Here is a 25312-nt window from a genome sequence, read left to right as displayed (position 1 = left end):
TTCTCCCCTTTACAGGTGTATTTACTTCCGCTTTTTGGGGGCAGTACCCTTGCCCACCGGGCCGCGGGGGCGGCGCTCGGCAGCCTTGGACTGCACTGCGGCGCTGCGGGTCTGGGCGCGGCCCTTGGCGGCAGCGGCACGCAGACCGTTGATCTCTGCCTTGGTCAGCTCACGGTAGGTGCCGGGCTTGAGCATTCCCAGCTTCACCACGCCCTCGGCGTTGCGCTTCAGGCGCACCACCTCAAGGCCCACGGTCTCGCACATGCGGCGGATCTCGCGGTTCTTGCCCTCTTTCAGGGTCATTTCCATCACGGTGCGGCCCGGCTCGTCGGTGACAACGTTGATGGCGCAGGGCATGGTCTTGGTGCCGTCGTCCAGCACAACGCCGCTGCTCAGCTTCAGGATCTGGCTTTCATCGGCGCGGGGCTGCACGGTGACGCGGTACAGCTTGGAGATGCCGCCCGACGGATGGGTGACGGCCTGCGCAAACGCGCCGTCGTTGGTCATGAGCAGCAGGCCCTCGCTGTCCTTATCCAGACGGCCCACCGGGTACAGGCGGGCGGGGATATCGCTCACCAGCTCCATCACGGTCTTGCGGCCCAGCTCGTCGCTGGCGGTGGTCACATAGCCGCGGGGCTTGTACAGGGCCAGATAGTACATCTGCTGATCCTTGCGGATATAGATGCGCTCGTCGTCCACGTGCAGCACGTCGCGGTTGGGGTCCATCTTGTCGCCCACCTTGACGGGGTGGCCGTTGACCTTCACGCGGCCCTCGGCAATGATCTGTTCTGCGGCACGGCGGGAGCACAGACCCTGTTCAGCCATGATCTTTTGAATACGTTCTTCTGCCATAATTAAACTCCTTGTGCGCCTCCCGGCGCTCAAAACGCGCACCTCTCCCCTGTTTTGGGGTGCGGGTGCGCCTGTATCAAAACTGTGAGTTGGAAGCTCACAGTTACGGCGATAGTAGTTAGCAGGCCAGCAGGGAGCTTTCTCCGCGAACAGCGACGGGTTGCGGCACCCAGCAGCCGCTTCGCTATCGCTTGCGTCTTGCTGGCCGCGGCCCCAACGGCAACTCCCTGTTTCCGCCGCTGGCGGCGGTCGTTGCCGTTGCAGGACTCCAGTCCCGCCTCAACGCTTGCGCGCCGGGGCCCCACCCCCAGGACATTCGCTGGAGAAACTCCCTGCCGTCCTGCCGGGATCGGCACCGGATACTCCGGCAAGATGCGCGAAGCCATGTCTAAAGTGCAGGCTGCGACTAAAATCGACAAAAAAGCCCGACGGGAAGTGCGAGGGCTACACCACGCTGGTGGTCTGGCGAGCGCAGGCGGGACGGAGTGTCCGGTGCCAAGCCCCCTCCCTTACTGCTCCGCAGGAGCAGCAGGCTCTTCCTTCTTTTCGTCCTTCTTGATGAGGGCGGCAACCTTGTCCACCAGCTCCGGCAGCATGGTCAGGGCACGGTTGATGGTGTCGGCGTTGTCCGACAGCTGGATGGTGCGCACGCAGCCGTCCTTTACCACGAGGAAGGCCACCGGCTGGATGTTCACACCCGCACCGGAGCCGCCGCCGAACAGGTCCTTGTTGGCGGCGTTCTTGCCGTCAAAGTCGGTGCCGCCGGAGGCAAAGCCAAAGCTCACCTTGGAAACCGGCAGGATGGTGGTGCCGTCCTCGGTGATGATGGGCTTGCCAATGATGGTGTTGGAGTCCACCATCTGGTGGATCTTCTCCATGGTAACGTTCATCAGGCCCTGAATGGGATGCTCAGCCATAAAACAGCTCTCCTTTATCGGTTTGATTCGGGCAAAGGCCCGTTGTCTGCAGATCCGGATACACGTATAGTGTACCACATTATAGGAAGATGTCCAATACTTTTTTGCGCCAGAACTCGTACAGCACCCGCACCGCCGCAAGGACGATGAACAGTGCCTGCGCGCTCACCCGGCAGGACACCCGGTCCTCCACGGTGGGCTGCCCGCTGCCAAAGTCCGGCAGGATGCGCAGCTCATCGAACTGCAGCCAGAGAAAGCGGTCCAGCACGCCCAGCACCGGGTACAGCCACGCCTGCAGCTTGCCGTAGCTGCGGGCAGCGGCGGCGGGGTCCTCCCCGCGCACACCAAGGCGCACCTGTATTTTTGTAATGCGCAGCGCACCGAACACAGCTTTGGTCAAAGTGCCCGCACCTTTGAGCATGGTGCAGAGGATCTCCAGCGTGATCTTTGCCTTTTTGCGCGGCTGGGCGGGCTTGTTTGCCTTGGCGGCAGCGGCGGCGGCCTTTTTGCGGGCCTTCTCCTCTGCCTTTTTCCGCTTGCGCTCGGCCCGCCATGCGGCAAACTTTGCCTTGACCTTGCCAAAGCCCCTGGGCGGCTCCGGGTTTTCCGGTGCAGGCGGCGGCTCCGGCTTCGGGTACTGGAACACCGGGAAGGTGATGCCCAGCGCACCGGCCTTTACGGTGAGCACGCCGTGCTCCCAGCACAGGTCTGCGCAGAAGGGGCACAGCAGCAACAGCACCAGTAAGATCAGCACCACCAGCAGCAGAATGCCGATCACCCGGAGGATGAACAGCAGCACTGCGCCCAGCGCGGCGAGGAATGCTCCCATGCGTTACCCCTCACTTTCTGTCGGTGATGCGTTCGTTTCAGTCTCCTGCCCGTGCACCGGCGGCAGGTCGGCCAGAGAAGAAAGGCCGAACACCCGCAAAAAGGTGTCGGTGGTGCGGAAGCTCACCGGCCTGCCCGGCAGGTCAAGGCGTCCGGCTTCCTCAATGAGGCCCTTTTCCAGCAGGCCCGACACGCTGGACGAGGAATCCACGCCGCGCACCTGCTCGATGAAGGCGCGGGACACCGGCTGGTTGTAGGCGATCACGGTCAGGGTCTCCATGGCGGCGGGGCCAAGGGGCACTGCGCGGCGGCTGTCCAGCAGGCGGCGGATGCAGTCGGCCCACTCGGTCTTGGTGGCAAGCTGCCAGCGGGTGTTCAGGTGCAGCAGGCACAGGCCGCTGTCCTCCCGGGCGTAGCGCTCCCGCAGGGCTTCCAGCGCGGCTTCCACGCTGAGCTGCGGCAGCTGCACCGCCTGGGCCAGCTTGTCGGCACCAATGGGGTCGCCGCTGGCAAACAGCATGGCTTCCACGGCTGCACGGATCTGTTTCTGGTTCATTCCTTCTCCTTATCACGTTGGATGCGGCCCCGCTGCATGGTCAGCCGGCCCTCGTCGTCCAGCTTTACACGGCCGCCGCGCACCAGCTCCAGCAAGGCCAGAAAGGTGGCCACGTTGGTGCTGCGGGTCTGCTGACGGCTGAACAGCTGGCTTATTTTTGCCGCTGTACCGGCAATCAGGTGCCGCAGAATGTACACCACCCGGCTCGTCACCGACACCATGGGCGCTGTGACCAGCGGCTCGAACTGCTGCTGGGTAGGCTCCCGGCGCAGCTTGGTGCGGCCGGAAAGAACGGCCCAGTCATCCGCCAGCACCTGCGGCGCATGGTGCAGGTCGTAGGTGTTATCGAATTCCATCTCCATGGGCGGACGCACAAAAACCGGCGCAGCTTCGGCCTTTTGGCGCAAAAGCGCAGCCATGCGGCGGCACTGGTCGTACTCGATCAGCTGGCCGGTGAACTCCTGCTTCATGCGCTCGCCCTCTTCGCTGCGGGGCAAAAGCAGGTAGCTTTTCATCTCCACCAGCCGCGCGGCCATCTCGATGAAGGCGCTGGCGGCTTCCGGGTCCGGGTCGGCCCGCGCCACCGTGGCGGTGTACTGGTCGATCAGCTCCAGAATGGGGATGTTGTGCAGGTCCATCTTATGTTTGGCCACAAGCGCCAGCAATAATTCCAGCGGGCCGTCAAAATCTTCCAGATGGAAGGTCAGTTCTTCTGCCACGCTCACACCACCGTCCCAAGGCCGGCATAGTAGATGGAATACGCGATCTTATCAATGTAGCCGGTGCCCTTGCCCAGCAGCTCCCACACGATGTTGTTCAGGTAGTACAGCGGCGTATCCAGTGCGCCGAACCACACTGCCGCCAGCAGGGCGATCATGATATAGCGCTCGTACTTCATCAGGCCAAAGTAGATGCGCCGGGGCAGCACCACCAGCAGGATGCGGCTGCCGTCCAGCGGCGGCACCGGGATCAAGTTGAACACGGCAAGGCTCACGTTCATCAGCACAAGGTACTGCAGGAACATGGCAATGTAGATGGCGGCATCGTTCACCGGTGCCCAGTAGTACATGAGCTTCCACACCACCATGCCCACATAGGCAAGGAGGATGTTTGCCGCAGGGCCAGCCAGCGCGGTGAGGGCCATGCCCCACTTGGGGTTTTTGAAATTGCGGGGGTCGGTGGAGACGGGCTTTGCCCAGCCCACGCCCGCAAACACCATGCACAGCGTGCCCAGCAGGTCAAAGTGGGCAAAGGGATTCAGCGAAAGCCGCCCCTGCCGCTTTGCGGTGTCGTCGCCCAGCAGCCATGCCGCCAGCGCGTGGCCGCACTCGTGGAAGGGGATGGCCACCAGCGCCACCAGCGCGCGGATGAGATAATAGATGCCCTGAGAGGTCATTCGATATTCCTGCCTTTTTTCAGTATACCATATATAATACTATTTTTTGAGGTTTTAGACAAGGGGTGTCCAGACGATTTAAAATGATCTCCGCTTCGCTCTGATCATTTCAGCGGAATTTTATTTTTAATTCGTGATTTGTCGCAGCGTGCGGGCTGCTCCAAATCACATTTTCACACAAGGGGTCGTAACAAAAAACAGCATCTGAGTGCATCGGGGCAGTTTTCCAAAAAACCGCAATATTTTTTGAAAAAAGGCTTGCATTTTGCCCGGTAATCTGCTACAATAGTCAAGCTGATTATTTTGATTCCTTACTTCACTGCAGGAGGTGCAAGTACCATGGCTAAATGTGAATGCTGCGGCAAGGGTGTTGCCTTTGGTATCAAGGTTTCTCACTCTCATCGTCGTTCCAACCGTACCTGGAAGCCGAATGTCCGTCGTGTCAAGGCGGTCGTTGAGGGTTCTCCCAAGTACGTCTACGCATGCTCCCGTTGCCTGCGCGCTGGCAAAGTTACCCGCGCTGTCTAATTTGGTGTATGTGGCCGGTCACTTTGTCGAGTGGCCGGCTTTTTTTGTTGCTGTAAGGAGGCAAAACACATGGCTCTGCCCAACGATCCCATCATGCTGCTGAGCGTGGTGAACCTGAAGCTGCGTGATTTTTACAAAAACCTCGATGCTCTGTGCGAAGATCTGGATGCCGACAAGGCCGACCTTTGCGCAAAGCTCAAAGCCGTGGGCTACGAGTACGATGCCCAGCGCAACCAGTTCGTGTGATATTTCCAGAGAAAGCTTTCTTTTGATCGCTAACGACCGGCACCGACGTGCAGCGACTACGCCCGGGCCGGTGAATATAGAAACAAGGAGTGCTTGATTTATGATCCAGGGTACCTATTACAAAGAGTGGAGCAGCGTGCTGAACCGCGAGATGGAATTCAAGGTATACGGCAGCGCCGGTGTGCCGGTGCTGGCCCTGCCTGCCCGCGGCGGCCGCTTTTATGATTGGGAGAACAACGGTATGCCCGATGCCATTGCCCCGCTGCTGAACGAGGGCAAGGTGCAGCTGTTCTGCGCCGACAGCATTGACGGCGAGGCCGTACTGAACGGCGACATCCCGGTGCGCTGCCGCGCCGAGATGGAGGAAAAGTACTTCGTCTACCTTACCGCCGAGCTGGCTCCCCGGGTGCTGGCCCTGAACGGTGCCGCAAAGGATGCCAAGCTGTGGTGTGTGGGCATCGACCTTGGCGCTGTGCACGCCGTCAACTGCCGCCTGCGCCGTCCCAAGCTCTTTGCCGGTGCCATCGGCCTTTCCGGCATCTACGATCTGGCCCGCTTCTGGGGCAGTGAAGCCGACGATCTGGTGCTGCGCTGCTCTCCCCTGCAGTATCTGGCCGAGAACGGCATCGCCGACAAGCTGGCTCTGGCCAAGGCCGAGGAGAACAGCCTGATGCTCTGCGCCGGTCAGGGTGCCTACGAGGACGATGCCAAAGCCGACACGCAGGCGCTGGCCGATGTGCTGGCCGCACAGGGCCTGCCCGCCCACCTCGAGATCTGGGGCGGCGATGTTTCCCACGAGTGGTACTGGTGGGGCAAGATGCTGGGCCTGTTTGTGCCGCGGATTCTGGAGAAGTAAAAGTGATTTGATAGAGGGAAGGCATTTGCAGTGCCTTCCCTCTTTTTGTTTGTATTTTTCAATTCCCTACTTGATTTATCGGGTTTGCTGTGCTATACTCATGCTGTAAGAAGTATACCCCCTATGGGTAAAGGAGATATTTTATGGACAACGAGAAAAAGCCCTGCTGCTGTTGCGGCACGCCCGCCCAGCCCGAAGCTGCCACGGCTCCGGCCGTTGACGCATCCGCTGTGCCCACCGAAAGCGTCACCCCCTCCTGCTGCCGCCACAAGGACCGCACCCCGGAGGAACACAAGGCCCTGCTGAACCGGCTCAGCCGCATCGAGGGGCAGGTGCGCGGCATCCGCGGCATGCTGGAAAAGGATGCCTACTGCGTGGACATCCTTGTGCAGGTGGCGGCGGCGAACTCGGCGCTGAACAGCTTTTCCAAAGAGCTGCTGGCACAGCACATCTCCACCTGCGTGGCGGACGACCTGCGCGCGGGCAGCGAGGCAAAGCTGGACGAGCTGGTGAATCTGCTGCCCAAGCTCATGAAATAAGAAGCCCTTTCCTGTGCATACTCAACGTAGGAGTGATATTTTATGGAACAATACAACGTTACCGGCATGAGCTGCGCAGCCTGCTCCGCCCGGGTGGAGAAGGCCGTGAGCAAAGTGCCCGGCGTTGCCAGCTGTTCGGTGAGCCTGCTGACCAACTCCATGGGCGTGGAGGGCACCGCCAGCTCTGCCGAGATCATCAAGGCCGTGCAGGATGCAGGCTACGGTGCCAGCCCCAAGCGTGCGGGCGCGGCGGCTGCCAGCTCCACCAGCGCCGACCTTGACGCGCTGGCCGACCACGAGACCCCCAAGCTCAAGCGGCGGCTCATTGCGTCGCTGGGCTTTCTGCTGGTGCTGATGTACTTCTCCATGGGCCACATGATGTGGGGCTGGCCCCTGCCCCGCTGGTTCGACGGCAACCACATCGCCATGGGCCTTGTGCAGCTGCTGCTGGCGGGCATCGTCATGGTCATCAACCAGAAGTTCTTCATCAACGGCTTCAAGGGCCTCCTCCACGGCTCGCCCAACATGGACACGCTGGTGGCCATGGGTTCCATGGCAAGCTTTGTGTGGAGCACCTACGCCCTGTTCGCCATGACCCGCGCGCAGGTGGACGGCAACAGCGAGCTGGTCATGCATTATATGATGGAGTTCTACTTCGAGTCCGCCGCCATGATCCTGACCCTCATCACGGTGGGCAAGATGCTGGAGGCCCGCTCCAAGGGCAAGACCACCGACGCGCTCAAGAGCCTGATGAAGCTTGCCCCCAAGACCGCCGCCCTGCTGCGGGACGGTGCCGAAGTGACCGTGCCCATCGAGCAGGTGCAGAAGGGGGACATCTTTGTGGTGCGCCCGGGCGAGAACATCCCCGTGGACGGCATCGTGCTGGAAGGCACCAGCGCCGTGAACGAGAGCGCCCTGACCGGCGAGAGCATCCCCGTGGACAAGGCTGCAGGCGACAAGGTGAGCGCTGCCACCACCAACCAGTCCGGTTTCCTGCAGTGCCGGGCCACCCGCGTGGGCGAGGACACCACCCTTGCCCAGATCATCCGGATGGTCAGCGATGCCGCCGCCACCAAGGCTCCCATTGCAAAAATCGCCGATACGGTGTCCGGTTTCTTCGTGCCTGCAGTCATTACCATCGCGGTGGTCACCACCATCGTGTGGCTGCTGCTGGGCCGGGAGCTGGGCTATGCGCTGGCCCGCGGCATCTCCGTGCTGGTCATCAGCTGCCCCTGTGCGCTGGGTCTGGCAACGCCGGTGGCCATCATGGTGGGCAACGGTCTGGGTGCAAAGAACGGCATCCTGTTCAAGACCGCCGCTTCGCTGGAAGCTGCAGGCCGCACCCAGATCGTGGCGCTGGACAAGACCGGCACCATCACCAGCGGTGAACCAAAAGTGACCGACATTCTGCCCGCCGAGGGCGTTTCCGAGACGGAGCTGCTCACCCTTGCCGCCGCACTGGAGCGCAAGAGCGAGCACCCGCTGGCAAAGGCCGTGCTGGCCTGCACCGACGCGCAGAAGCTCACCGCCCCCGAGGTATCCGGCTTTGCCGCCCTGCCGGGCAACGGTCTGGCCGCAAAGCTGGACGGCGTGGAGATCTTTGGCGGCAATGCGTCCTTTATCGGCACCAAAGTCACCGTGCCCGCACAGCTGCAGGAGAAGGCCGCAGCCCTTTCCGCACAGGGCAAAACGCCCCTGTTCTTCGGCGGAGCAGGCCGTCTGCTGGGCATCATCGCGGTGGCCGATACCATCAAGGAGGACAGCCCCCGCGCCATCCGGGAGCTGCAGGCCATGGGCATCCGCGTGGTGATGCTCACCGGTGACAACCAGCGCACCGCTGCTGCCATTGGCAGGCAGGCCGGTGTGGACGAGGTGATCGCAGGTGTGCTGCCCGACGGCAAGGAAGCGGTCATCCGCCAGCTGCAGGCATCCGGCAAGGTGGCCATGGTGGGCGACGGCATCAACGATGCCCCGGCCCTGACCCGTGCCGACACCGGCATCGCCATCGGCGCAGGCACCGACGTTGCCATCGACGCGGCGGACGTGGTGCTGATGAACTCCAAGCTGTCGGACGTGCCCGCCGCCATCCGCCTGAGCCGCGCTGCCCTGCGCAACATCCACGAAAACCTGTTCTGGGCGTTCATCTACAACATCATCGGCATCCCGCTGGCCGCAGGCGTGTTCATCCCCTTCGGCCTGACGCTGAACCCCATGTTCGGTGCTGCTGCCATGAGCCTTTCCAGTTTCTGCGTGGTAAGCAACGCCCTGCGCCTGAACCTGTTCGACGTGCACAGCACAAAGCACGATCGTGCGGCAAAAAATGCTGCTTCCCTGCCCGCTGTCTCCGCACAGCCCGCAGCGGTTGCAAATAAAGAGAGTACCAAGGAGGACACTGCTATGAAAAAGACCCTGAAAGTGGAAGGCATGATGTGCGGCCACTGCGAAGCCCGCGTGAAGAAGGCTCTGGAAGCCCTGCCCGAGGTGGACGAGGCCGTGGTGAGCCACGAGGCCGGCACCGCCATCGTCACCCTGAACGCCGAGGTCGCCGACGACGTGCTGAAGAAGGCCGTTGAGGATCAGGACTACCCTGTGACCGGCATCCAGTAAACCGCCGCTGAATACGGAAAGGCCGCTGCATGTGAACCGTGCAGCGGCCTTTTGCATTGGGTTCTTATTGTATTTCGTCAGAAAGTATGTTAAACTAAAAATGCCGCCTGAAAAGGCGGTGATTAGGTGCTGTCTGCAAGCGCAGGTGGTCATGCTTCCTGCCCTGTATCGCTGCTCTTTCTACATGGAATGAAGCAGAGGTTCCGGGAGGAAACTTTTTTGGAAGTACCCTGCCCGGAGCCTTGAAGGCGAAGGGAGGGATATCAATGAGCCTGATGGAGCTTTTCACTCTGCTCACGGTCATTCTCATGCTGTTGAGTCTGATCCTTGATGCAGTTCGCCTGACCGTTGAGGTCTTGGAGAAGTTTTCTCAGCGCAAATGTGATGACAACAAAAAAGATTGACTGCCACAGCCTTCCAACTCCGTGCAGTCAATCTTGATTGTAAAGGTAGGAAGCTGACCATTGCGGACAGCACCTTTTCTATTTGTAGTATAGTTATTTTTTGCCGTTTTGTCAAGAGAAGGTGCCCGCCTTCTCTTTTTCTTTCCCCATTTTCCTGTGCATTTTCGCCCCGGAAGCTGTGGCTTTTTGCGCAAAAACTATTTGTTGACACGTTGTTTTTTCAGAGTTATACTTATAGCAACAACATTTGGTTTTGTTTCCAGTTATAAACCACAGCGAAAGGAGAAATGTATTTTGGGAGTATCCATTCAGGACCGCACAGACTTTCTGAACATGCTGGATGCCTGCAGGACCGAGCAGCAGCTGTTCAGCCGCCTGACCTTTGCGGTAATGTTCCACCAGACCGACCCGGCTGCACGGGAAGACCTGCTGGACGACGTGCGCGGCGCAGCCTGCAACATGCAGCTGCCCGCCGTCAATTACAAGATCGATCAATGGCTCAACACCTGCAAGCAGGCGTGGCAGGCCGACCCCGCAGCCTTTATGGCAGCCGTGAACGCGGACGCAAAGCAGCGCAAGCTTGCGCTGGAGGGCAGCGCGGCGCAGCCCGGCCTGCTGGCCGATGTGCCCATGCAGAGCGTGGCGTGGCTGGTGCCGCAGCTGCTGCCGCTGGGCGAAGTGTCGCTGCTGGGTGCCGACGGCGGCACCGGCAAGGGCATCTGGCAGGCACAGCTCATTGCCTATGTGACGGCGGGCAAGACCTCCGGCTTTTTTCCGCTGCCGCCGCAGCACACCGGCAAGGTGCTGCTGCTTGCGGGCGAGGACGACCCCGGCAAGGTGCTCAAGGCCCGTCTGCTGGCGGCCGGGGCCGACATGAACCGGGTGCTGGTGCTGACCGCCGACGACTACTTTGGCAAGACCGGCCAGCCCCTTACCCTCAAGGATCAGGCACTGGCGGATTTTGCCGCCAAGGCCGGGCCGCTGCTGCTCATCGTGGACCCGCTGCAGAGCTTTCTGCCCGCCGATGTGGAGATGGCAAGCCGCAACCAGATGCGCAGTGCCCTGCTGCCGCTGCGCGCCATTGCCGCAAAGCAGGGCTGCGCGGTGCTCATCGTGATGCACTCCAACAAAAAGCAGGGCGTTTCCGGCCGCGCACGTCTGGCCGACAGCTCGGATATCTGGGACATGGCCCGCAGCGTGCTGATGATGGGCCGCGCCAAGAACGACGGCAAAATTTATCTCAGCCACGAGAAAAACAGCTACGCCCGCCCCCAGCAGACGGTGCTGCTGCACATCGACGATGTGGAGGTGGAGGGCGTAAAGACCGCGCGGGCCGTGTTTGACGGCTACACCGACAAGAAGGATGCCGACTTCATTGAGGAGCGGCGGGTGCGCACGGCGGAGACCCGGCAGGACACCCGCAGCGCCATCCTGAACGTTCTGTCCGAGAGCCGCCTTGGGTCGATGCCCAGCAACGAGCTGCGCGCCGCCGTCCTGCGGGAGATCGGGTGCAGCGACAGTACATACAACCGTGTGTACAGTGAGCTCACGAAGTCCAGCCAAATCGCAAAGCAAGCGATACGTGGAAAAGATGGCAGGAATCGCTGGTATACCTGCTACTGTGGAGAAACATCTGACAAAGTTCCATTTTAAATACTGATCTACGTTATAAATTTGATGTTTGTCAGCTTGACAAAGTTCGGATATTTGACAAAGTTGGAACTTTCTCAGAACAATGGAACTTTCTCACCTTGACAAAGTTACTTTTCAATCGTTGTATCGTTTAAAAGTTTAAACTTGCTCAGATAACGCTCCTACAGTAGCACCTGATAAAGTTCCCTGAAACCATAGGCTGCGTGCTGGCAGCTTTCTCCGCGAACAGCGACGGGTTGCGGCACCCAGCAGCCGCGTCGCATTCGCTTGCGTCTCGCTGGCCGCGGCCCCAACGGCAACTCCCTGTTTCCGCCATTGGCGGCGGTCGTTGCAGTTGCAGAACCCACGGTTCCGCCCCTGTGCTTACGCACGGGGCCCCACTTCCCGGACATTCGCTGGAGAAACTCCCAGCCCACAGCCCAGCCCGCACCTTAACTCCTCGCCAACTCCTCCACCGTAATGCAGCACACGGCAAAGGCCAGCAGGGCGCAGTCCAGCGGGACACGGCGCAGCACCACCACCCGTTCGGTCAGGGTGGTAAAGGTCTGCACGGCCTGCACCGGCACGGTGCTGCCCAGCCAGAACAGCGCCACCGAAAGCGGCAGATGCACCGCCCGCGCTGCCAGCAAAGGCCGCAGCGAGATCTCGGCCGGGCAGATGGTGCGCACCTGCAAAAGCACCGACACCCCCTGCACACTGAGCGCCGCGCAGCACAGCGTGCTGGCCCACAGCCCGGTGCGGGCAGCCTGATCGCAGCCGGAACACACTTCCAGCAGCATGGCGGGCAGCGCCGCCCACGGCTGTGGCAGCAATGCCCCGCACCCTGCCGCCAGCAGCCGGAAGTACAGCACAAAGCCGCAGAGCTTCAGGTAGGTCACTGCCGCCTGCGCGATCACCGCGTCCAGTGCGGGCAGCGGAATGGTTTCCCCCTGCGCGGGTGGAGCCTGCCCGGCCCCGCCCTGCATCCGGCACAGCAGCGCCGCCGTGAGGTATCCCGCCAGCAGCTGGGCCGCGAACAGCTGCACCCCCACCGCGCGGCTGCCCAGCATCTGCTGCCCTACTGTGAGGATGACAAAGGACGGCCCGCTGCACACACAGGCGGGCAGCAGCGCCGAGGCCTGCCGGGAAGTGAGCTGACCGGTGCGCACGGCTTCGGACGCAGCCACCGCCGCCGGTGCAAAGCCCCCCAAGGCCCCAATGAGCAGCACGCCGCCCGCGCCCTTTGCCCGGATGCCCATGAGCCGCGCCGCAGGCCGGAACACAAAGCCCAGCCACTGCCCGGCCCCGCAGCCTGCCGCCAGCGCCGATACGATGAGGAACGGAAACAGCGATACCAGCAGCGGCCCGCCGCACAGCCGCAGCCCCGCCTGCAGGGCATCGGCACAGCGCTGCGGCGCGGCAAACACCAGAAACGCCGTGTACCCTGCCAGCGCCAGCAGCACGCCCCGCCGGAAATTCCAGCTTCGATTCATAACTCAGCCCTCCGCATCCATATATATGTAGCAGCGCGCCGCGGGCAGAACTGCGGGATGGGAGGGAATGGGATGTGTGCCAAGCGCAAAAAGCGGCTTTTGCTGCAAAGCTGGCTGGCCCTGCTGTTCCGTCAGCCGCCGCAGGGCTTTTACCACGCCCCTGCCGTCTACCTGAGCGGGGGCCGCATGGAGGTGGAGCACTTTTGCCGCATTCTGGCCTACAGCCCCGACCGGCTGTGCCTGCAGATGCCCCATGGCCGGTTGACCATCTACGGCGACGGGCTGAAGATCGTCACCCTTACCGCCAGCCGCCTGACCCTGCGGGGGCGGTTCGTGCGCACGGACTTTGCGGATGACTAGGAGGTGCCCATGGAACCGGTAAGCCTTTGGGCCGCGGTGGAGTTCACCGCATGCAATGGCAGCACCGAAGCCCTGCTTACCGCTGCCGCCCGGGCCGGGCTGCATCCCTACGGGGTAACGGCCCTGCCGGGAGGGTTTGGCGGGCGGTGCGCCGCGTGGCAGTATCCGCGCCTTGCCGCGCTGGCCCGCAAGCACCGGGTGCGGCTGCGCATCCGCCGGAAGCTGGGGCTGTATTTCCGTCTGCGCCCCTTGCTGCGCCGGGCCGGGCTTTGGGCGGGGCTGGCGGTGTTTGTGCCGCTGCTGCTCTTTGCACAGCAGTTCGTCTGGTATGCGGACACCTCTTCCCTCACCACCGGACAGGCTGCGCGGGCCTGCGCCGTCCTGCGGGAAGCGGGCCTGCAGCCCGGTGCGGCTGTGACCGAGGCAAAGCTCACCGCCGGGGAGTACGCCCTTTTGCACAGCGGCGAGTTCTCCTGGGCCAGCCTGAATTTTGCCAAAGGGCGGCTGGTGGTGGAAGCCGCCGCGGCCAGGCCCAAGCCGGACATTGCCGCCGGAACGCTGCATGGCATCCGGGCAAAATGCAGCGGCACTGTTCTGCGCACGAACCTTACCAGCGGCACCATGCTGGTGCAGCCGGGCCAGCAGGTGGAAGCCGGGCAGGGCCTCATTGGCACAGCCCGCGCCGAGCGGGACGGCACCCTGATCTTTGCGCCCGCCGCCGGAACGGTGGTTGCGCAGTTTGAGTGGAGCGACACCCGCACCGTGCCCTTGGAAGAGACGGTGCAGCAGTACACCGGCGCGTGCACCCGCGCATACCGGGTGACAGCGTTCGGGCACACCTTTCCCTTGCCCGCCGCGCCTGCGCCGGAACATGCGGCGGTGGTCCTCCGGCACTTTCAGCCGGAGGTGCCGCTGCTGGGCCTTGCCCTGCCCTGCTCTGTGGAGGAGACCTGCCGCTATGTGCAGCAGCCGGAAACGCTGCACCGCACCGAAGCGCAGGCCGCCGCGCTGGCCCGGCTGCAGAGCCTGCAGGCGCTGTACGCCGCATGGCCGGACGCGGAGCGCATCGCCCGCAAAGAGGACTGCACCGTGAACGGCACCGTGCTGGACTATACCGTTACCTACACCGTGGCAGCGGACATCTGCGGGTGAAAGGATTCCTGTTGTAATTCGCCAAAAAGTATGCTAAACTAAAAATGCCACCCCAAAAGGGTGGCGTTAAGGTGCTATCTGCAAGCGCAGGTGGTCATGCTTCCCTCCGGCAAGCGTCCGGGGGACGTAAAAGCTTATTGTTTGTTCCCCCGTTCGCAAACGCGGAAGGGGGGATGCATCATGGTGTTGAACGATGTTCTGCAGCTGTTCGTCATTGTTGGCGGCACAGTTGGGATTACATTTCAGATCGCATGGGCAATCTTCAAAGAGATCCATAACAATAAGAAATGACCGCCCCAGACTCCCAAACCTGAGCGGTCATTCTTATTGACTCCTTAGCCAAAGGGAAGCTGACCATTGCGGACAGCGCCTTTTCTATTTGCAGTATAGTTGTTTTTTAGCGGTTTGTCAAGTCCCCTGCTCTGCAGCGGCACGTTCCGCCGCCTGCGCGTCGTACTCGGCAAGCAGGTCGTTGAGGTCGTACTGGTACTTGCTGTGGCAGAAGTGGCACACCACCTCGCAGGCGGGGTCCTCGTCGCGCATCCTCACCAGCTCCTTGCGGCCAAGGCTGAACAGCATCTCCTTGGTGCGCTCGGCGCTGCAGTCGCACTGGTAGTGCACATCGCGCTCGTCCAGCACGTTGGGGTCAAAACCCGCCAGCGCCAGCTGCATCATGTCCTCGGGGGTCTTGCCCTCGTGCAGCAGGGTGGTGACGGACGGCATGGCCGCGATGTTCTTTTCCAGCTGATCGATCTCCGCATCGGTGGCACCGGGCAGCAGCTGCACCATAAAGCCGCCTGCGCACAGGATGGACAGGTCTTTGTCCACCAGCACGCCCAGCGCCATGACGGTGGGCACCTGCTCGCTGTAGGCGTAGTAAGCGGTCAGATCCTCGGCGATCTCGCCGGAGACCAGCGGCACCTGCCCCACGGTAGGCTCCTTCTGCAGGCGGTTATCCCGGATGACGGTGAGCACACCGTCTTTGCCCACAGCGCCGCCCACATCCAGGTGGCCGTTCGGCTTTGCGGGCAGCTCCACCAAGGGGTGATCGATGCAGCCCTTCACGTTGCCGGTGCCGTCGGTGCAGGCAATGACCACGCCCGCCGGGCCGCCGCCGGACACACGCAGGGTGATCTGGTCACGGTCGTCCTTGAGCATGGAGCCCATCAGGGCCGCGCCGGTGAGCAGACGGCCCAGTGCCGCGCTGCAGGTGGCGCTGGTGGTGTGCAGCTTTTCGGCCTTGCGGACGATCTGGGTGGAATCCACGCCGCAGAACACGACCCCGCCGTTCTCCGACAGGCCGCGGATCAGATTTGCCATAAAGTTATCCCTCCAATTGTGTATACTGCTTGACTGCGCAGAAGAAATAGCGCTGGCTGTCCTCGGTCAGCGGGCCGAAGGTCTCGCCGTCGCAGACGCTTTCCAGCGCAAAGCCGTGCTTTTCCAGCGCGGTGCGGATGGTGTCAAGGTCATAGGTGTACTCGCAGAACTGCTCGTGGAAGTGCTCGCCGGTCTCGTGGTAGTCGATGTCCACGGTGATCTCCACGCGGCGGTTGGCGGCATCGTAGTGGTTGCGCCACACACAGGCGGCATCCTCTTCCTCAAAGGTGAACGCGTTGTCGCCCAGCACGTTCCGGTGCTTGTAGGGCGTGTTCATATCGAACAGGAACACCCCGCCCTTTTCCATAAAGAAGCCTGCGTTGGCAATGGCGGTGTCGAGGTCCGGGATGTGGTTGAAGGTGTCAAAGGTGGACACCGCGCCCCGGATGGTGCCGTACAGATCGAGCTTGAGCAGGTCCTGCCGCAAAAGCAGCAGCCTGCCGGAAAGGCCCAGCTGTTCGGCCTTATCGCGCACAACGCAGAGCATCTCCTCGGACTGGTCAATGCCGATCATATCATAGCCCGCCTGCGTGAGCATCAACGTCAGCTCACCGGTGCCGCAGCCAAGGTCGGCAAGGATGCCGTCCTGGATGCCGTGCTCCTTGAGCTTTGCATGGATGTGGGCATACAGGGCATCATAATCGGCCTCGCCGTTGAATTCATCGTAGAAATAGGCAAATTCGTTGTAGGCCATGGTTTACTCCGCTTCCTGTTCCCCGGCCACAGCGGCATTGAGCACCGCCTGCAGCTCCGGGATGCCGTAGCCGTTCTCGCCGCTGGTCAGCACCACCTTCTGGCAGCCATAGGGGCGGCAGAGGTTCTCAAAGTCTTCCAGCGTCTTGGCCAGCTGGCTCTTTTTGAGCTTGTCGGCCTTGGTCAGGGCCACCACGTAGGGGATCTGGTGATAGTGCAGGTAGCGCAGCATCTGCTCATCGTCGGCGCTGGGGGCGTGGCGGCAGTCCAGCAGCTGCACCAGCAGGGTGTGGTGGCGGGGTGCTTCAAAATAGCTGTTGATGAGGTCGTCCCAGCGCTCACGGTCGGCGTTGCTCACCTTGGCGTAGCCGTAGCCGGGCAGGTCCACAAAGTAGCAGTCGTCCACCGAATAGAAATTGATGGTGGCCGTTTTGCCCGGCGTACTGGACACGCGGGCAAGGTTTTTGCGGCTGCACAGCTTATTGATGAGGCTGGATTTGCCCACGTTGGACCGCCCCGAAAAGCTCAGCTCCGGGCGGTCGCTCTCGGGCAGCTGGCTGGAAATGCCGTAGCTGGCAATGAAATCAGCTTTGTTGTAATTCATGGAGCTTTCCTTTCTTGTGGTACGTCAAACCCTCTCAGTCTCGTCACTTCGTTCCTCGCCAGCTCCCCCGAAGGGGGAGCTCTTTCATCTGGTGGAAAACATCCCTTAAGCTCCCCCCTTCGGGGGAGCTGGCACGGCGCAAGCCGTGACTGAGAGGGTTTCTATTGTTCTCAGCACACCGCGCCGGGCTGGGGCTTTTCTGCGGTGGGCGGCACGATGGCGGCGTCTGCCGCCTTTTTCTTTGCATGGGTGCGGCTGGGAGCCTTGGCCTTCTTTGCGTTCTGGGGCTTGAGCAGGGCCGCGTTCAGCACCTGTGTCAGGCTCTGCATGGGCAGGAAGGTGAGGTTCTTCTTCACCTCGTCGTCCACCTCATACAGGTCGGGTTCGTTGTCCTTGGGGATGAGCACGGTCTTCATGCCCTCGCGGTAGGCCGCCATGCTCTTTTCCCGCAGGCCGCCGATGGGCAGCACGTTGCCGTGCAGGGTGATCTCGCCGGTCATGGCCACATCACCGCGCACCGGGATGCCGGACAGGCAGGACACCAGCGCCGTGGTCAGGGTGACACCGGCAGAAGGGCCGTCCTTGGGCACTGCGCCCTCCGGGGCGTGGATGTGCAGGTCGCACTTCTTGAGCTTTTCCGGGTCGATGCCGTACTCGGCGGCGTGCACGCGCACCCACGTAACGGCCAGCTGAGCGCTCTCCTTCATCACGTCGCCCAGCGAACCGGTGACGGTGATCTTGCCGCTGCCGTTGTCCATCACCTGCACCTCGATGGGCAGGGTCTCGCCGCCCACGCTGGTCCATGCCAGACCGTTGGCGATGCCCACCGCGTTGGTGCGGTTGAGGAAGTCGGGCTTGACGAAGCGGGGGCCAAGCAGCTGTTCCAGCATGGTACCGGTAACGGAGACGCTTTCCACCTCGCCTGCGGCGATCTTGCGGGCGCACTTGCGCAGCACGCTGGTGATGGTGCGTTCCAGATTGCGCACACCGGCCTCGCGGGTGTAGCCGTCAATGATGCCGTACAGCGCGCTCTGGCTCAGCGTGACCTTGCCGGTCAGGCCGCAGGCCTTGAGCTGCTTGGGCAGCAGGTGCTTGCGGGCAATGTTGTATTTTTCCACGCGGGTGTAGCTGGGCAGCTCGATCACGTCCATGCGGTCACGCAGGGGACCGGGGATGCTGCCCAGATCGTTGGCGGTGGTGATAAAGAGCACATGGCTCAAATCGAACGGGATATCGATGAAATGATCGTTGAAGGTGCTGTTCTGCTCCGGGTCCAGCGCTTCCAGCAGGGCTGCGGCCGGGTCGCCCCGGAAGTCGCCTGCCAGCTTGTCGATCTCGTCCAGCAGCATGAGGGGGTTCGCGCTCTTGGCAGAGATCATGGCAGTGATGATCTTGCCGGGCATCGCGCCGATGTAGGTGCGGCGGTGGCCGCGGATCTCGGCTTCATCCCGCACGCCGCCCAGACTGATGCGCACATACTTGCGGCCCAGACTTTCGGCGATGGAGCGTGCAATACTGGTCTTACCCACGCCCGGAGGGCCTACAAGGCAGATGATCTGTGCCTTCACGTCCGGTGCCAGCTTGCGCACGGCCAGCGTTTCCAGAATGCGGTCCTTCACCTTTTTCAGGCCGTAGTGGTCGCGGTCCAAGATCTGCTGTGCGCGGCTGATATCAAGGTCGTCCACCGTAAAGGTATTCCACGGCAGGTCAAGGCAGGTGTCCAGATAGGTGCGGATGACCGTTGCCTCCTGATTGGAGCCCTGCATCTTGGCAAGGCGGTCTACCTCCTTGAGCAGCTTCTTCTCGCTGTCCTCGGCAAGGTGCAGCTCGGTGATCCTGCGGCGGTAATCGTCGGCCTCGGCGTGGGTGTCGTCGCCCTCGCCCAGCTCGTCGCTGATGATGTGCAGCTGTTCGTGCAGGTAGTAATCGCGCTGGTTCTTGTCCATGGACTCGTTTACCTTTTCCGCGATCTCCTTTTCAATTTTCATCACCTGACACTCACGGCGCAGCATCTCGATGAGCTTTTTCAGCCGTCCGTTCAGGGTGCCCTCGTCCATCACAGCCTGCTTGTCCTCGTAGCGGAACAGCAGGTTTGCAGGCATGTACTCGCTGAGGAAGGCGGGGTCGTCGCTGGAAACGATGGCAAACACCACGTCCTTGCCAAGGCGCGGGTTCATGCCAAGGTACTCGTCAAACCCGGCCTTGAGGGCGCGCAGCAGCGCTTCGGTCTCCACGGCATCGTCGGCCTTGCCTGCGCGCACCGGGGCCGGGCGCACCTCCGAAAGCAGAAAATCGCCGCTGGCATCCAGTGCACTGAGCTTTGCGCGGTACTTGCCCTCCACCAGGACCTTTACAAGGTCCCCGGAGACGCGCAGCACCTGCTTGACCTCGGCCACCACGCCGTAGCTGAACAGGTCTGCCTGCTGCGGCTCGGTGGTGTCCATGGACTTCTGTGCCACCAGAAACACGTTGGAATTATTTGCCATTGCCCACTCCACGGCGGCAATGCTCTTTTCGCGGCCCACCTCAAAGTGGACGAGATTGTTGGGGAACACCACCAGCCCCCGCAGGGCGATGGTGGGCAGATGCAGCTTTTTGCGCTCCACCTTGATGGTAACTTTTTCACTCATAGTGCAAACACCTCCCGGCTGCCGCGCACTTTCCCACGGCGGCAGCGCTGTATGCAAGAGATTTTATCTTTAAAATAGCAGGTTGTTTCCTTATTATACTGATTTCCGGCCAAAATGCAACTGTGATGCATGGACGGTTGGTTATTCTCCCCGCTTTTCCTGTGTACTGAAGCCCATTTTGCCAAGAGCCGGCAGCAGGGCCTTGAGGGTAATGGAGGTCAGTGCGCCCATCACAAGGCCCAGCACCAGCATGACCGGCGCGTAGTAGAACGAGAGCGAGGACGAGATGATCACGCCCGCGCCCAGCAGCTGGCCGATGTTGTGGGCCAGTGCGCCGCATACGGAAAGGATGAACCAGGTGGGCCGCACCGGCAGCAGGTAGTAGAGCACCCACATCACCAGCAGGGACAAAAGGCCGCCGCACAGCGAGAGAAAGCCCGCCGTGAAGCCGGACACCAGAAACACGAACAGTGCCTTGAGCACGTCCAGCACCAGCGCCTGCCTTGGCCCCATGAAAAACAGCGCGTACATCACCACGATGTTGGCAAGGCCCAGCTTCATGCCCGGCAAAAGGCCCGGGATGGTGAGCGTGCCCTCAATGAACGAAAGTGCCATGGCCAGCGCAAACAGCAGGCCGGAAAGGGCGATGCGGCGCGTTTTTTCGTAACTGCGTCTGTTTTGGGGCATGCTGCACTCTCCTTTACTCTTCGGTCTGCTGGCTCTGCTCGTAGCTTTCCTGCTCTTCCATGGCAGCTTCCCACGCGGCAAACAGCTCTTCCTGATGGAAGCGCAGGTCGCTCAGCTCGTCGCTCTTCTGGCGCAGCAGGTCGGGGTCGTTGTACACCTCCGGGGAGTTGATCTCGTTGTCCAACTCCACTTCGCGGGCACCGCAGGCTTCCATCTCGTCCTCGCAGGCCTTGATCTTGGCCCGCAGCTCGGCGCGGCGGCGGCGCTGCTCCCTGCCGTAGCCGGTCTTGGCCGGTTCGGCGGCCTTCTGCACGGCAGTTGCCGGGGCGTTGCGGCCCATCAGGGCATCGTAGCTGGGGTAGAGGGTGGCCTTGCCGTCCTCAAGGTAGAGGATGGGGCAGGCCAGACTGTTCATCAGGTGGCGGTCATGGGTGACCAGCAGCAGCGTGCCGGTGTAGGCCATGAGGGCCTCGGTAAGATTTTCGCGGGTGTAGATGTCCAGATGGTTGGTGGGCTCGTCCAGAAACAGCAGGTTGGGCCGTTCCAGCACGATCTCCGCAAAGCGCAGGCGGGCCAGCTCGCCGCCGGAAAGCGCCTCGCAGGGCTTGAACACCGTCTCGCCCCGGAAGCCCAGCTTTGCCAGATGGCTGCGCACCTCCAGCTCGGTCATGCGGGGGTACTTGTTCCAGATCACATCGATGACCCGGCCCTGCCCCAGACGGTTCTGCTGCTGGGCAAAGATGCTGGGCCGTGCGCCGGTGCCCAGCCGCACCATGCCGCCGGAGGGGCGGCGCTTGCCGTCCAGCACCTGCATCAGGGTGGACTTGCCCGCGCCGTTGGGGCCTGCGATCACCAGCCGCTGGCCGCGGCACACCGTGTAGGTAAAGGGTTCCAGCAGGGTGCGCTCCCCTATTTTGATGGTCAGGTTCTTGAGCAGCACCAGCTCGTTCCACGGTTCTACGTCATATTCAAACCGGAACTTGAGCTGGTTGGTCTCGTCCTTGGGCGCTTCGGTGATCTCCAGCTTTTCCAGCTGCCTGCGGCGGCTCTGGGCCATTTTGGTGGTGGAGGCGCGCACAAGGTTGCGGTCCACGTAGTCCTGCAGCTTTTCGGCCAGTGCCACATCTGCATCGTGCTGCTTCTGGCGCAGGGCATCGGCGGCTTCCTTCTGGGGCAGGTAGGCCGAGAAGTTGCCCTTGTAGGTGGTCATGGTCTGGTAGGAGACCTCCCAGATCTTCGTACACACGTTATCGAGGAAGTAGCGGTCGTGGCTGACCACCAGCACCGCACCGGAATAGCTTTTGAGGTAGTTTTCCAGCCATTCCATGGTGGCAAAGTCCAGGTGGTTGGTGGGCTCGTCCAGAATGAGCACGTCCGGCTTTTCCAGCAGCAGCTTTGCCAGCCGCAGCCTCGTCAGCTCGCCGCCGGAGAGCACCGCAATGTTCTTCTGCCATGTATCCTGCGCAAAGCCCATGCCGGACAGCACCTTTTTGATGTTCACATCCATGTTGTAGCCGTCGGCGGCATCCACGATGTTCTGCAGCTGGTCGTGCCGGGCCAGCAGCTCCGTGTCGTCCGGCTGCGCGGCCATTTTGCGTTCCAGCACCTGCATCTGGGCCATGGCATCCAGCACAGGGGCAAAGGTGGAGCGCATCTCGCCGTAGAGATCCAGCGTGGCATCCAGCTTTGCGTTCTGTTCCAGATAGCCCAGCGTCACGCCGTGGGTCACGCTGAACTCACCTTCGTAGTCCTGGTACTCGCCGGTCAAAATCTTGAGCAGGGTGGTCTTGCCCGCGCCGTTCTGGCCCACGATGCCGATGCGGTCCTCCCGCTCGACACTGGCGGTCACATCGTGCAGCACGATCTTTTCGCCAAAGCTCTTGCCTAGTTTTTCCAAATGTATCAGCATAGTTTTATGATCCCGTTCTCCATCCGCTTATTGGCTCAGCACTGGTGGCGGCGGTTCTTCAGGCCCACATTGGCCAGCTCTTCCTGCTCCATCACCAGCGGGTACAGCTCTTTCAGGTCTGCGATCTCATAGGTGGGCACCACCTTGCCGGGGTTCTCGGCGTGGCTGGGGTTATACCAGCAGGTGTCAAGGCCCGCATTCACACCGCCCTGAATGTCGCTGCTCAGGCCGTCGCCCACCACCAGCACATGCTCGCGGTTCTCCACGCCAAGGGCGCGCAGGGCCGCATCAAAAATTCTGCGGTTCGGCTTTTCGCTGTCCATCTTCTCGGAGACGAACACGTCCTCCATAAAGTTCAGCACACCGCTCTCGGCCAGACGGCGGATCTGCACCTTCTGGAAGCCGTTGGTCACAACGGCCAGCGTTGCCACCTCGGAAAGCTCCCGCAGCACATCCAGCACTTCCGGCCCCATCAGGTCCGGGTGGGTGGAGAGCTGTTCCAGATAGAAGCGGTTCATCTCGGCTCCGTCACCGGCGGCATCAATGGCCTTGAGGAAGCGGGTGAACCGCTCCGCCATGAGCTTTTCCCGCTTGATCTGGCCTTTTTCCAGCTGCCGCCACAGCTCCGAGTTGATGGTGCGGTAGGTCTGCACCGTTTCTGCATCCGGCTCAATGCCGTAGTTCACCAGCGTTTCGGCCAGTGCCTTGCTTTCGGCTGCGTCAAAGTTCAGCAGGGTGTTGTCTGCATCGAACAGCACGCAATAATATTTTGCCATAAACCTTCCCTCTTTTCCTTCTGCCATGGCCTCAGCTGCCATGCGCTCAACAACAGGCAGAAGCCAGCCCTGCCGTAAACAGAGCTGGCTTCACATCATTCTGTTACAATTTCGTACGGTGGTACGTCCGTCTGCTCCGGGTCGTTGTCCGGGCAGGTGGTTTTGACATCACAGGGGGTGGCAGCACACTTTGCCATTTCCTCTTCCAGCGCGCCGTTGTCCACGTTCTCCCAGTCGGTGCCGTAATCGTCCACGCTGCCGTCGGTCACGTTCTCTTCCCCGGGCAGCGCCGGGATGCGGGGTTCCTCGTAGTACATGCAAACGCCTCCCTTCCTGCCAGCCTATGCGGCACAGCAGGCCGGGGTGACAGCCTCAGGACGCGGAGTCCGTGGATGTGGACTGCTCGTTGGCGGCTTCCTTGCTGGCATTGGATTCCGAAGCCGCATGGGAGCTGCCAGAGCTTGCAGAGCTGCTCTCGCTGCTGGAGCTGCTATGGGAAGCCGAGCTGCTCTCACCAGAGTCCGCGTGGGACGAGCTGGTGCTGTGGGAAGAGCTGGCTGTTCCGTTGGAAGCAGAAGCCGAGCCTGCCGGGGAAGCCGTGCTCTCACTGCTGGAAGAGCTGTGAGATGAGCTGTCGGAAGAGCTGTGAGACGAGCTGCCGGAGGTGGATGTAGCCCCGGAGGATGCCCCGGAGGTGGTGCCGGACGATGCACCGGAAGAGCTGCTGCCGGAAGAACTGCTGCCCGACGTGCTGCCAGAGCTGCCGGAGCTGTGAGACGAGCTGCCGGAGCTTACGCCGCTGACCGTCACATTCAGGACGTTGCTGGTAACGGTGCAGCCGTTGTAGCTTGCCACTGCGTACACCTTAAAGGTCGCATTGAGCATGGAGGGGTCGATCTCCACCTTGACGGTGGTCTTGCCCGCCGCCTGCGGCACTTCCGCACCGTTGGCGTACCAGCGGATGCTGTCGGCAGTGAGGTGCTTGCCGCCCAGCTTTGCGGTAAAGGTGTAGGAATCGCCCAGCACGGCCTTGCCGGTGCTGCTGATATGCACGGAAGCCGCTGCAAACACGGCGGTCACGTCCACGTTCTGCTTGAAGTTCGTATCGGTGCGGGTCTTCTGGGTCACGCCGTCGCTCCACTTGACGAACACATAGCCGTCCTGCGGCACAGCCGTCACGCTGATGGACTGGGCGGCGCTGGTCACTTCATAGGAGAGGGATGTCTTGCCGCTGTCGCTGCCGCTGGAAAGGGTGCCGCCGGTCTTGTCCACCCGGTAGCTGGCCTGATACAGCACACCCTGCTCTTCGGAAGAGCCTGCAGCCTCCGAGCTGCTGGGTGCTGTCACCGCAGAGCTGGGGTTCGGGGTATACTCGGCGCGGGTGGGGATGTTGGCGGTGTCGGGCCGACGGTCGTCGGTCTGGTAAGCGTGGGTGCGCAGATAGCTCAGCATGGCCTTCAGGCCCACGGGCTTCAGGTGGATATCGCCGGTCTGGTAGTAATCCTCGCGGCCATAGCCGTTGGCATCCTTCAGCGCTTCGGCGCTGTTGAGGAACTTCAGGCCCATCTGCTCACACATGGACAGCAGGGCCATGTTGAAGTCGTCGATCTTGGTCTGGTCCATGTGGGGGTAGTTTGCGTGGTTTGCGGGCACCGGCGGCACCGTGTTCACGATGATGTCGGTGTAGGGGTAGCTTTCCTGAATGGCCTGCACCAGCGCGGTGTAGTTCTTGATGAACTCGTCCACGCTCATGCCGGTATCGTTGGTGCCCAGCATGATGACCACGCGGCGGGGCTTCATTTTGGCCACGGCCTGCGCGATGGTGTAGGTGCTGCTGTCCTTTTTAAAGGTAACGATGCCCTCGTTCAGGGCGGCATGGGTGCCAATGCCCTCCTTGGCGCAGAACTGCTGCAGGCTGATCAGGCCGTTGGCGTACAGGCGCACCGTGTTGGAATCGCCGAGGAACAGCGTTTCCTTCTGGTAGCTCTCGCCCGCGTCGGCGGTCTCCGGCAGCAGGGCGGCAGAGGTCTCGCTGATCTGGTAGTGATCCGAGATATCCTCTTCGCCCGGCACCAGCACCCCGCTGGAGGGCTGTTCCACCGGGGCCGCAGGGTTCTTGCCGCGCTTGAGCAGCGTCATGGTAATGGCAATGGTCAGAATGGCTGCCAGCGCGCACACACTGCACACCAGCACAGCCTGCTTCTGCATAGGAGTAAGCGATTGCTTTTCCGGTCGTGTATTTCTCATATCTCTCACCATTCATTTCG

At 61.7% G+C, this 25312-nt stretch carries 25 protein-coding genes; 9 read left to right on the top strand and 16 right to left on the bottom strand.

Features of this window, described 5'->3' with window-relative positions; genetic code table 11:
* Window positions 1-21: 21 nt before the first annotated feature.
* The 6 genes from GKG34_RS01270 to GKG34_RS01245 all read right to left on the bottom strand — a co-directional run bounded on the left by GKG34_RS01270 (window position 22) and on the right by GKG34_RS01245 (window position 4549).
* Window positions 22-852, bottom strand: coding sequence for a pseudouridine synthase (locus GKG34_RS01270; protein ID WP_005941260.1), 831 nt, complete (start codon window positions 850-852; stop codon window positions 22-24).
* A 509-nt stretch (window positions 853-1361) separates the two neighbouring features.
* On the bottom strand, window positions 1362-1769 hold the full coding sequence (gene ytfJ, locus GKG34_RS01265) for a GerW family sporulation protein (RefSeq protein ID WP_005941263.1): 408 nt from the start codon (window positions 1767-1769) through the stop codon (window positions 1362-1364).
* A gap of 79 nt (window positions 1770-1848) precedes the next feature.
* A complete protein-coding gene (locus GKG34_RS01260; RefSeq protein WP_097801861.1) occupies window positions 1849-2598 on the bottom strand; it encodes a hypothetical protein in 750 nt (249 codons plus the stop codon).
* A gap of 3 nt (window positions 2599-2601) precedes the next feature.
* Entirely contained in the window at window positions 2602-3153 is a 552-nt protein-coding gene (gene scpB, locus GKG34_RS01255) for an SMC-Scp complex subunit ScpB (protein ID WP_005941268.1), read from the bottom strand.
* On the bottom strand, window positions 3150-3872 hold the full coding sequence (locus GKG34_RS01250) for a segregation/condensation protein A (RefSeq protein WP_347563408.1): 723 nt from the start codon (window positions 3870-3872) through the stop codon (window positions 3150-3152). The genes scpB and GKG34_RS01250 overlap by 4 nt, the downstream gene beginning before the upstream one ends.
* Window positions 3873-3874: 2 nt before the next feature.
* A complete protein-coding gene (locus GKG34_RS01245) occupies window positions 3875-4549 on the bottom strand; it encodes a site-2 protease family protein (RefSeq protein WP_154255419.1) in 675 nt (224 codons plus the stop codon).
* A 339-nt stretch (window positions 4550-4888) separates the two neighbouring features.
* Here GKG34_RS01245 and rpmB point away from each other — a divergent pair, with 339 nt between their 5' ends.
* The 7 genes from rpmB to GKG34_RS01215 all read left to right on the top strand — a co-directional run bounded on the left by rpmB (window position 4889) and on the right by GKG34_RS01215 (window position 11382).
* Window positions 4889-5077, top strand: coding sequence for a 50S ribosomal protein L28 (rpmB, locus tag GKG34_RS01240; RefSeq protein ID WP_082210844.1), 189 nt, complete (start codon window positions 4889-4891; stop codon window positions 5075-5077).
* 69 nt (window positions 5078-5146) lie between these two features.
* Window positions 5147-5323: a DUF4250 domain-containing protein gene (locus GKG34_RS01235; protein WP_097777911.1), complete on the top strand. Its 177-nt coding sequence runs from the start codon at window positions 5147-5149 to the stop codon at window positions 5321-5323.
* A 100-nt stretch (window positions 5324-5423) separates the two neighbouring features.
* The gene (locus GKG34_RS01230; RefSeq protein WP_154255418.1) at window positions 5424-6179 is read left to right on the top strand and encodes an alpha/beta hydrolase-fold protein; all 756 of its coding nucleotides are present in this window, start codon (window positions 5424-5426) and stop codon (window positions 6177-6179) included.
* Window positions 6180-6322: 143 nt separating this feature from the next.
* Window positions 6323-6718 (top strand): metal-sensing transcriptional repressor, encoded by a 396-nt coding sequence (locus GKG34_RS01225; protein WP_005941288.1) that lies wholly within the window; start codon window positions 6323-6325, stop codon window positions 6716-6718.
* A gap of 42 nt (window positions 6719-6760) precedes the next feature.
* Window positions 6761-9325: a heavy metal translocating P-type ATPase gene (locus GKG34_RS01220; protein ID WP_154255417.1), complete on the top strand. Its 2565-nt coding sequence runs from the start codon at window positions 6761-6763 to the stop codon at window positions 9323-9325.
* A 266-nt stretch (window positions 9326-9591) separates the two neighbouring features.
* Complete coding sequence (locus GKG34_RS15605; protein WP_165853639.1) at window positions 9592-9729, top strand: hypothetical protein; 138 nt, start codon at window positions 9592-9594, stop codon at window positions 9727-9729.
* A gap of 294 nt (window positions 9730-10023) precedes the next feature.
* A complete protein-coding gene (locus tag GKG34_RS01215; protein WP_154255416.1) occupies window positions 10024-11382 on the top strand; it encodes an AAA family ATPase in 1359 nt (452 codons plus the stop codon).
* Window positions 11383-11813: 431 nt separating this feature from the next.
* Here the strand turns inward: GKG34_RS01215 and GKG34_RS01210 are convergent, their stop codons facing one another.
* Entirely contained in the window at window positions 11814-12854 is a 1041-nt protein-coding gene (locus GKG34_RS01210; RefSeq protein ID WP_154255415.1) for a hypothetical protein, read from the bottom strand.
* Between the two features lie 72 nt (window positions 12855-12926).
* Between GKG34_RS01210 and GKG34_RS01205 the strand changes: the two genes are divergently transcribed.
* Entirely contained in the window at window positions 12927-13214 is a 288-nt protein-coding gene (locus tag GKG34_RS01205) for a YabP/YqfC family sporulation protein (RefSeq protein WP_242961860.1), read from the top strand.
* A 9-nt stretch (window positions 13215-13223) separates the two neighbouring features.
* Window positions 13224-14366: a sporulation protein YqfD gene (locus GKG34_RS01200; RefSeq protein WP_154255414.1), complete on the top strand. Its 1143-nt coding sequence runs from the start codon at window positions 13224-13226 to the stop codon at window positions 14364-14366.
* A gap of 408 nt (window positions 14367-14774) precedes the next feature.
* On the opposite strand, the gene hslO is transcribed toward GKG34_RS01200, so the two are convergent.
* From hslO to GKG34_RS01150, 9 genes are all read right to left on the bottom strand, one after another.
* The gene (hslO, locus tag GKG34_RS01190; RefSeq protein ID WP_097777920.1) at window positions 14775-15686 is read right to left on the bottom strand and encodes an Hsp33 family molecular chaperone HslO; all 912 of its coding nucleotides are present in this window, start codon (window positions 15684-15686) and stop codon (window positions 14775-14777) included.
* Between the two features lie 4 nt (window positions 15687-15690).
* Window positions 15691-16440 (bottom strand): class I SAM-dependent methyltransferase, encoded by a 750-nt coding sequence (locus GKG34_RS01185; protein ID WP_154255413.1) that lies wholly within the window; start codon window positions 16438-16440, stop codon window positions 15691-15693.
* A gap of 3 nt (window positions 16441-16443) precedes the next feature.
* On the bottom strand, window positions 16444-17043 hold the full coding sequence (yihA, locus tag GKG34_RS01180; protein ID WP_005940358.1) for a ribosome biogenesis GTP-binding protein YihA/YsxC: 600 nt from the start codon (window positions 17041-17043) through the stop codon (window positions 16444-16446).
* Window positions 17044-17213: 170 nt separating this feature from the next.
* Entirely contained in the window at window positions 17214-19673 is a 2460-nt protein-coding gene (gene lon / locus GKG34_RS01175) for an endopeptidase La (protein ID WP_154255412.1), read from the bottom strand.
* 141 nt (window positions 19674-19814) lie between these two features.
* Window positions 19815-20360, bottom strand: a complete 546-nt coding sequence (locus tag GKG34_RS01170) for a Gx transporter family protein (protein ID WP_097781894.1) — start codon at window positions 20358-20360, stop codon at window positions 19815-19817.
* A gap of 13 nt (window positions 20361-20373) precedes the next feature.
* Complete coding sequence (locus tag GKG34_RS01165; protein WP_154255411.1) at window positions 20374-22269, bottom strand: ABC-F family ATP-binding cassette domain-containing protein; 1896 nt, start codon at window positions 22267-22269, stop codon at window positions 20374-20376.
* A gap of 35 nt (window positions 22270-22304) precedes the next feature.
* A complete protein-coding gene (locus GKG34_RS01160; RefSeq protein WP_044953456.1) occupies window positions 22305-23045 on the bottom strand; it encodes a YjjG family noncanonical pyrimidine nucleotidase in 741 nt (246 codons plus the stop codon).
* Between the two features lie 95 nt (window positions 23046-23140).
* Complete coding sequence (locus GKG34_RS01155) at window positions 23141-23362, bottom strand: hypothetical protein (protein ID WP_118527866.1); 222 nt, start codon at window positions 23360-23362, stop codon at window positions 23141-23143.
* Between the two features lie 55 nt (window positions 23363-23417).
* Entirely contained in the window at window positions 23418-25292 is a 1875-nt protein-coding gene (locus tag GKG34_RS01150) for an SGNH/GDSL hydrolase family protein (RefSeq protein WP_154255410.1), read from the bottom strand.
* Window positions 25293-25312 lie beyond the last annotated feature (20 nt).

The sequence above is a fragment of the Faecalibacterium sp. BIOML-A4 genome, assembly GCF_009679665.1.
GTDB classification, from domain to species: Bacteria; Bacillota; Clostridia; order Oscillospirales; family Ruminococcaceae; genus Faecalibacterium; species Faecalibacterium taiwanense.
The sequence above is the reverse complement of the archived record's forward strand: the minus strand, read 5'-3'. Positions and strand labels throughout refer to the sequence as shown.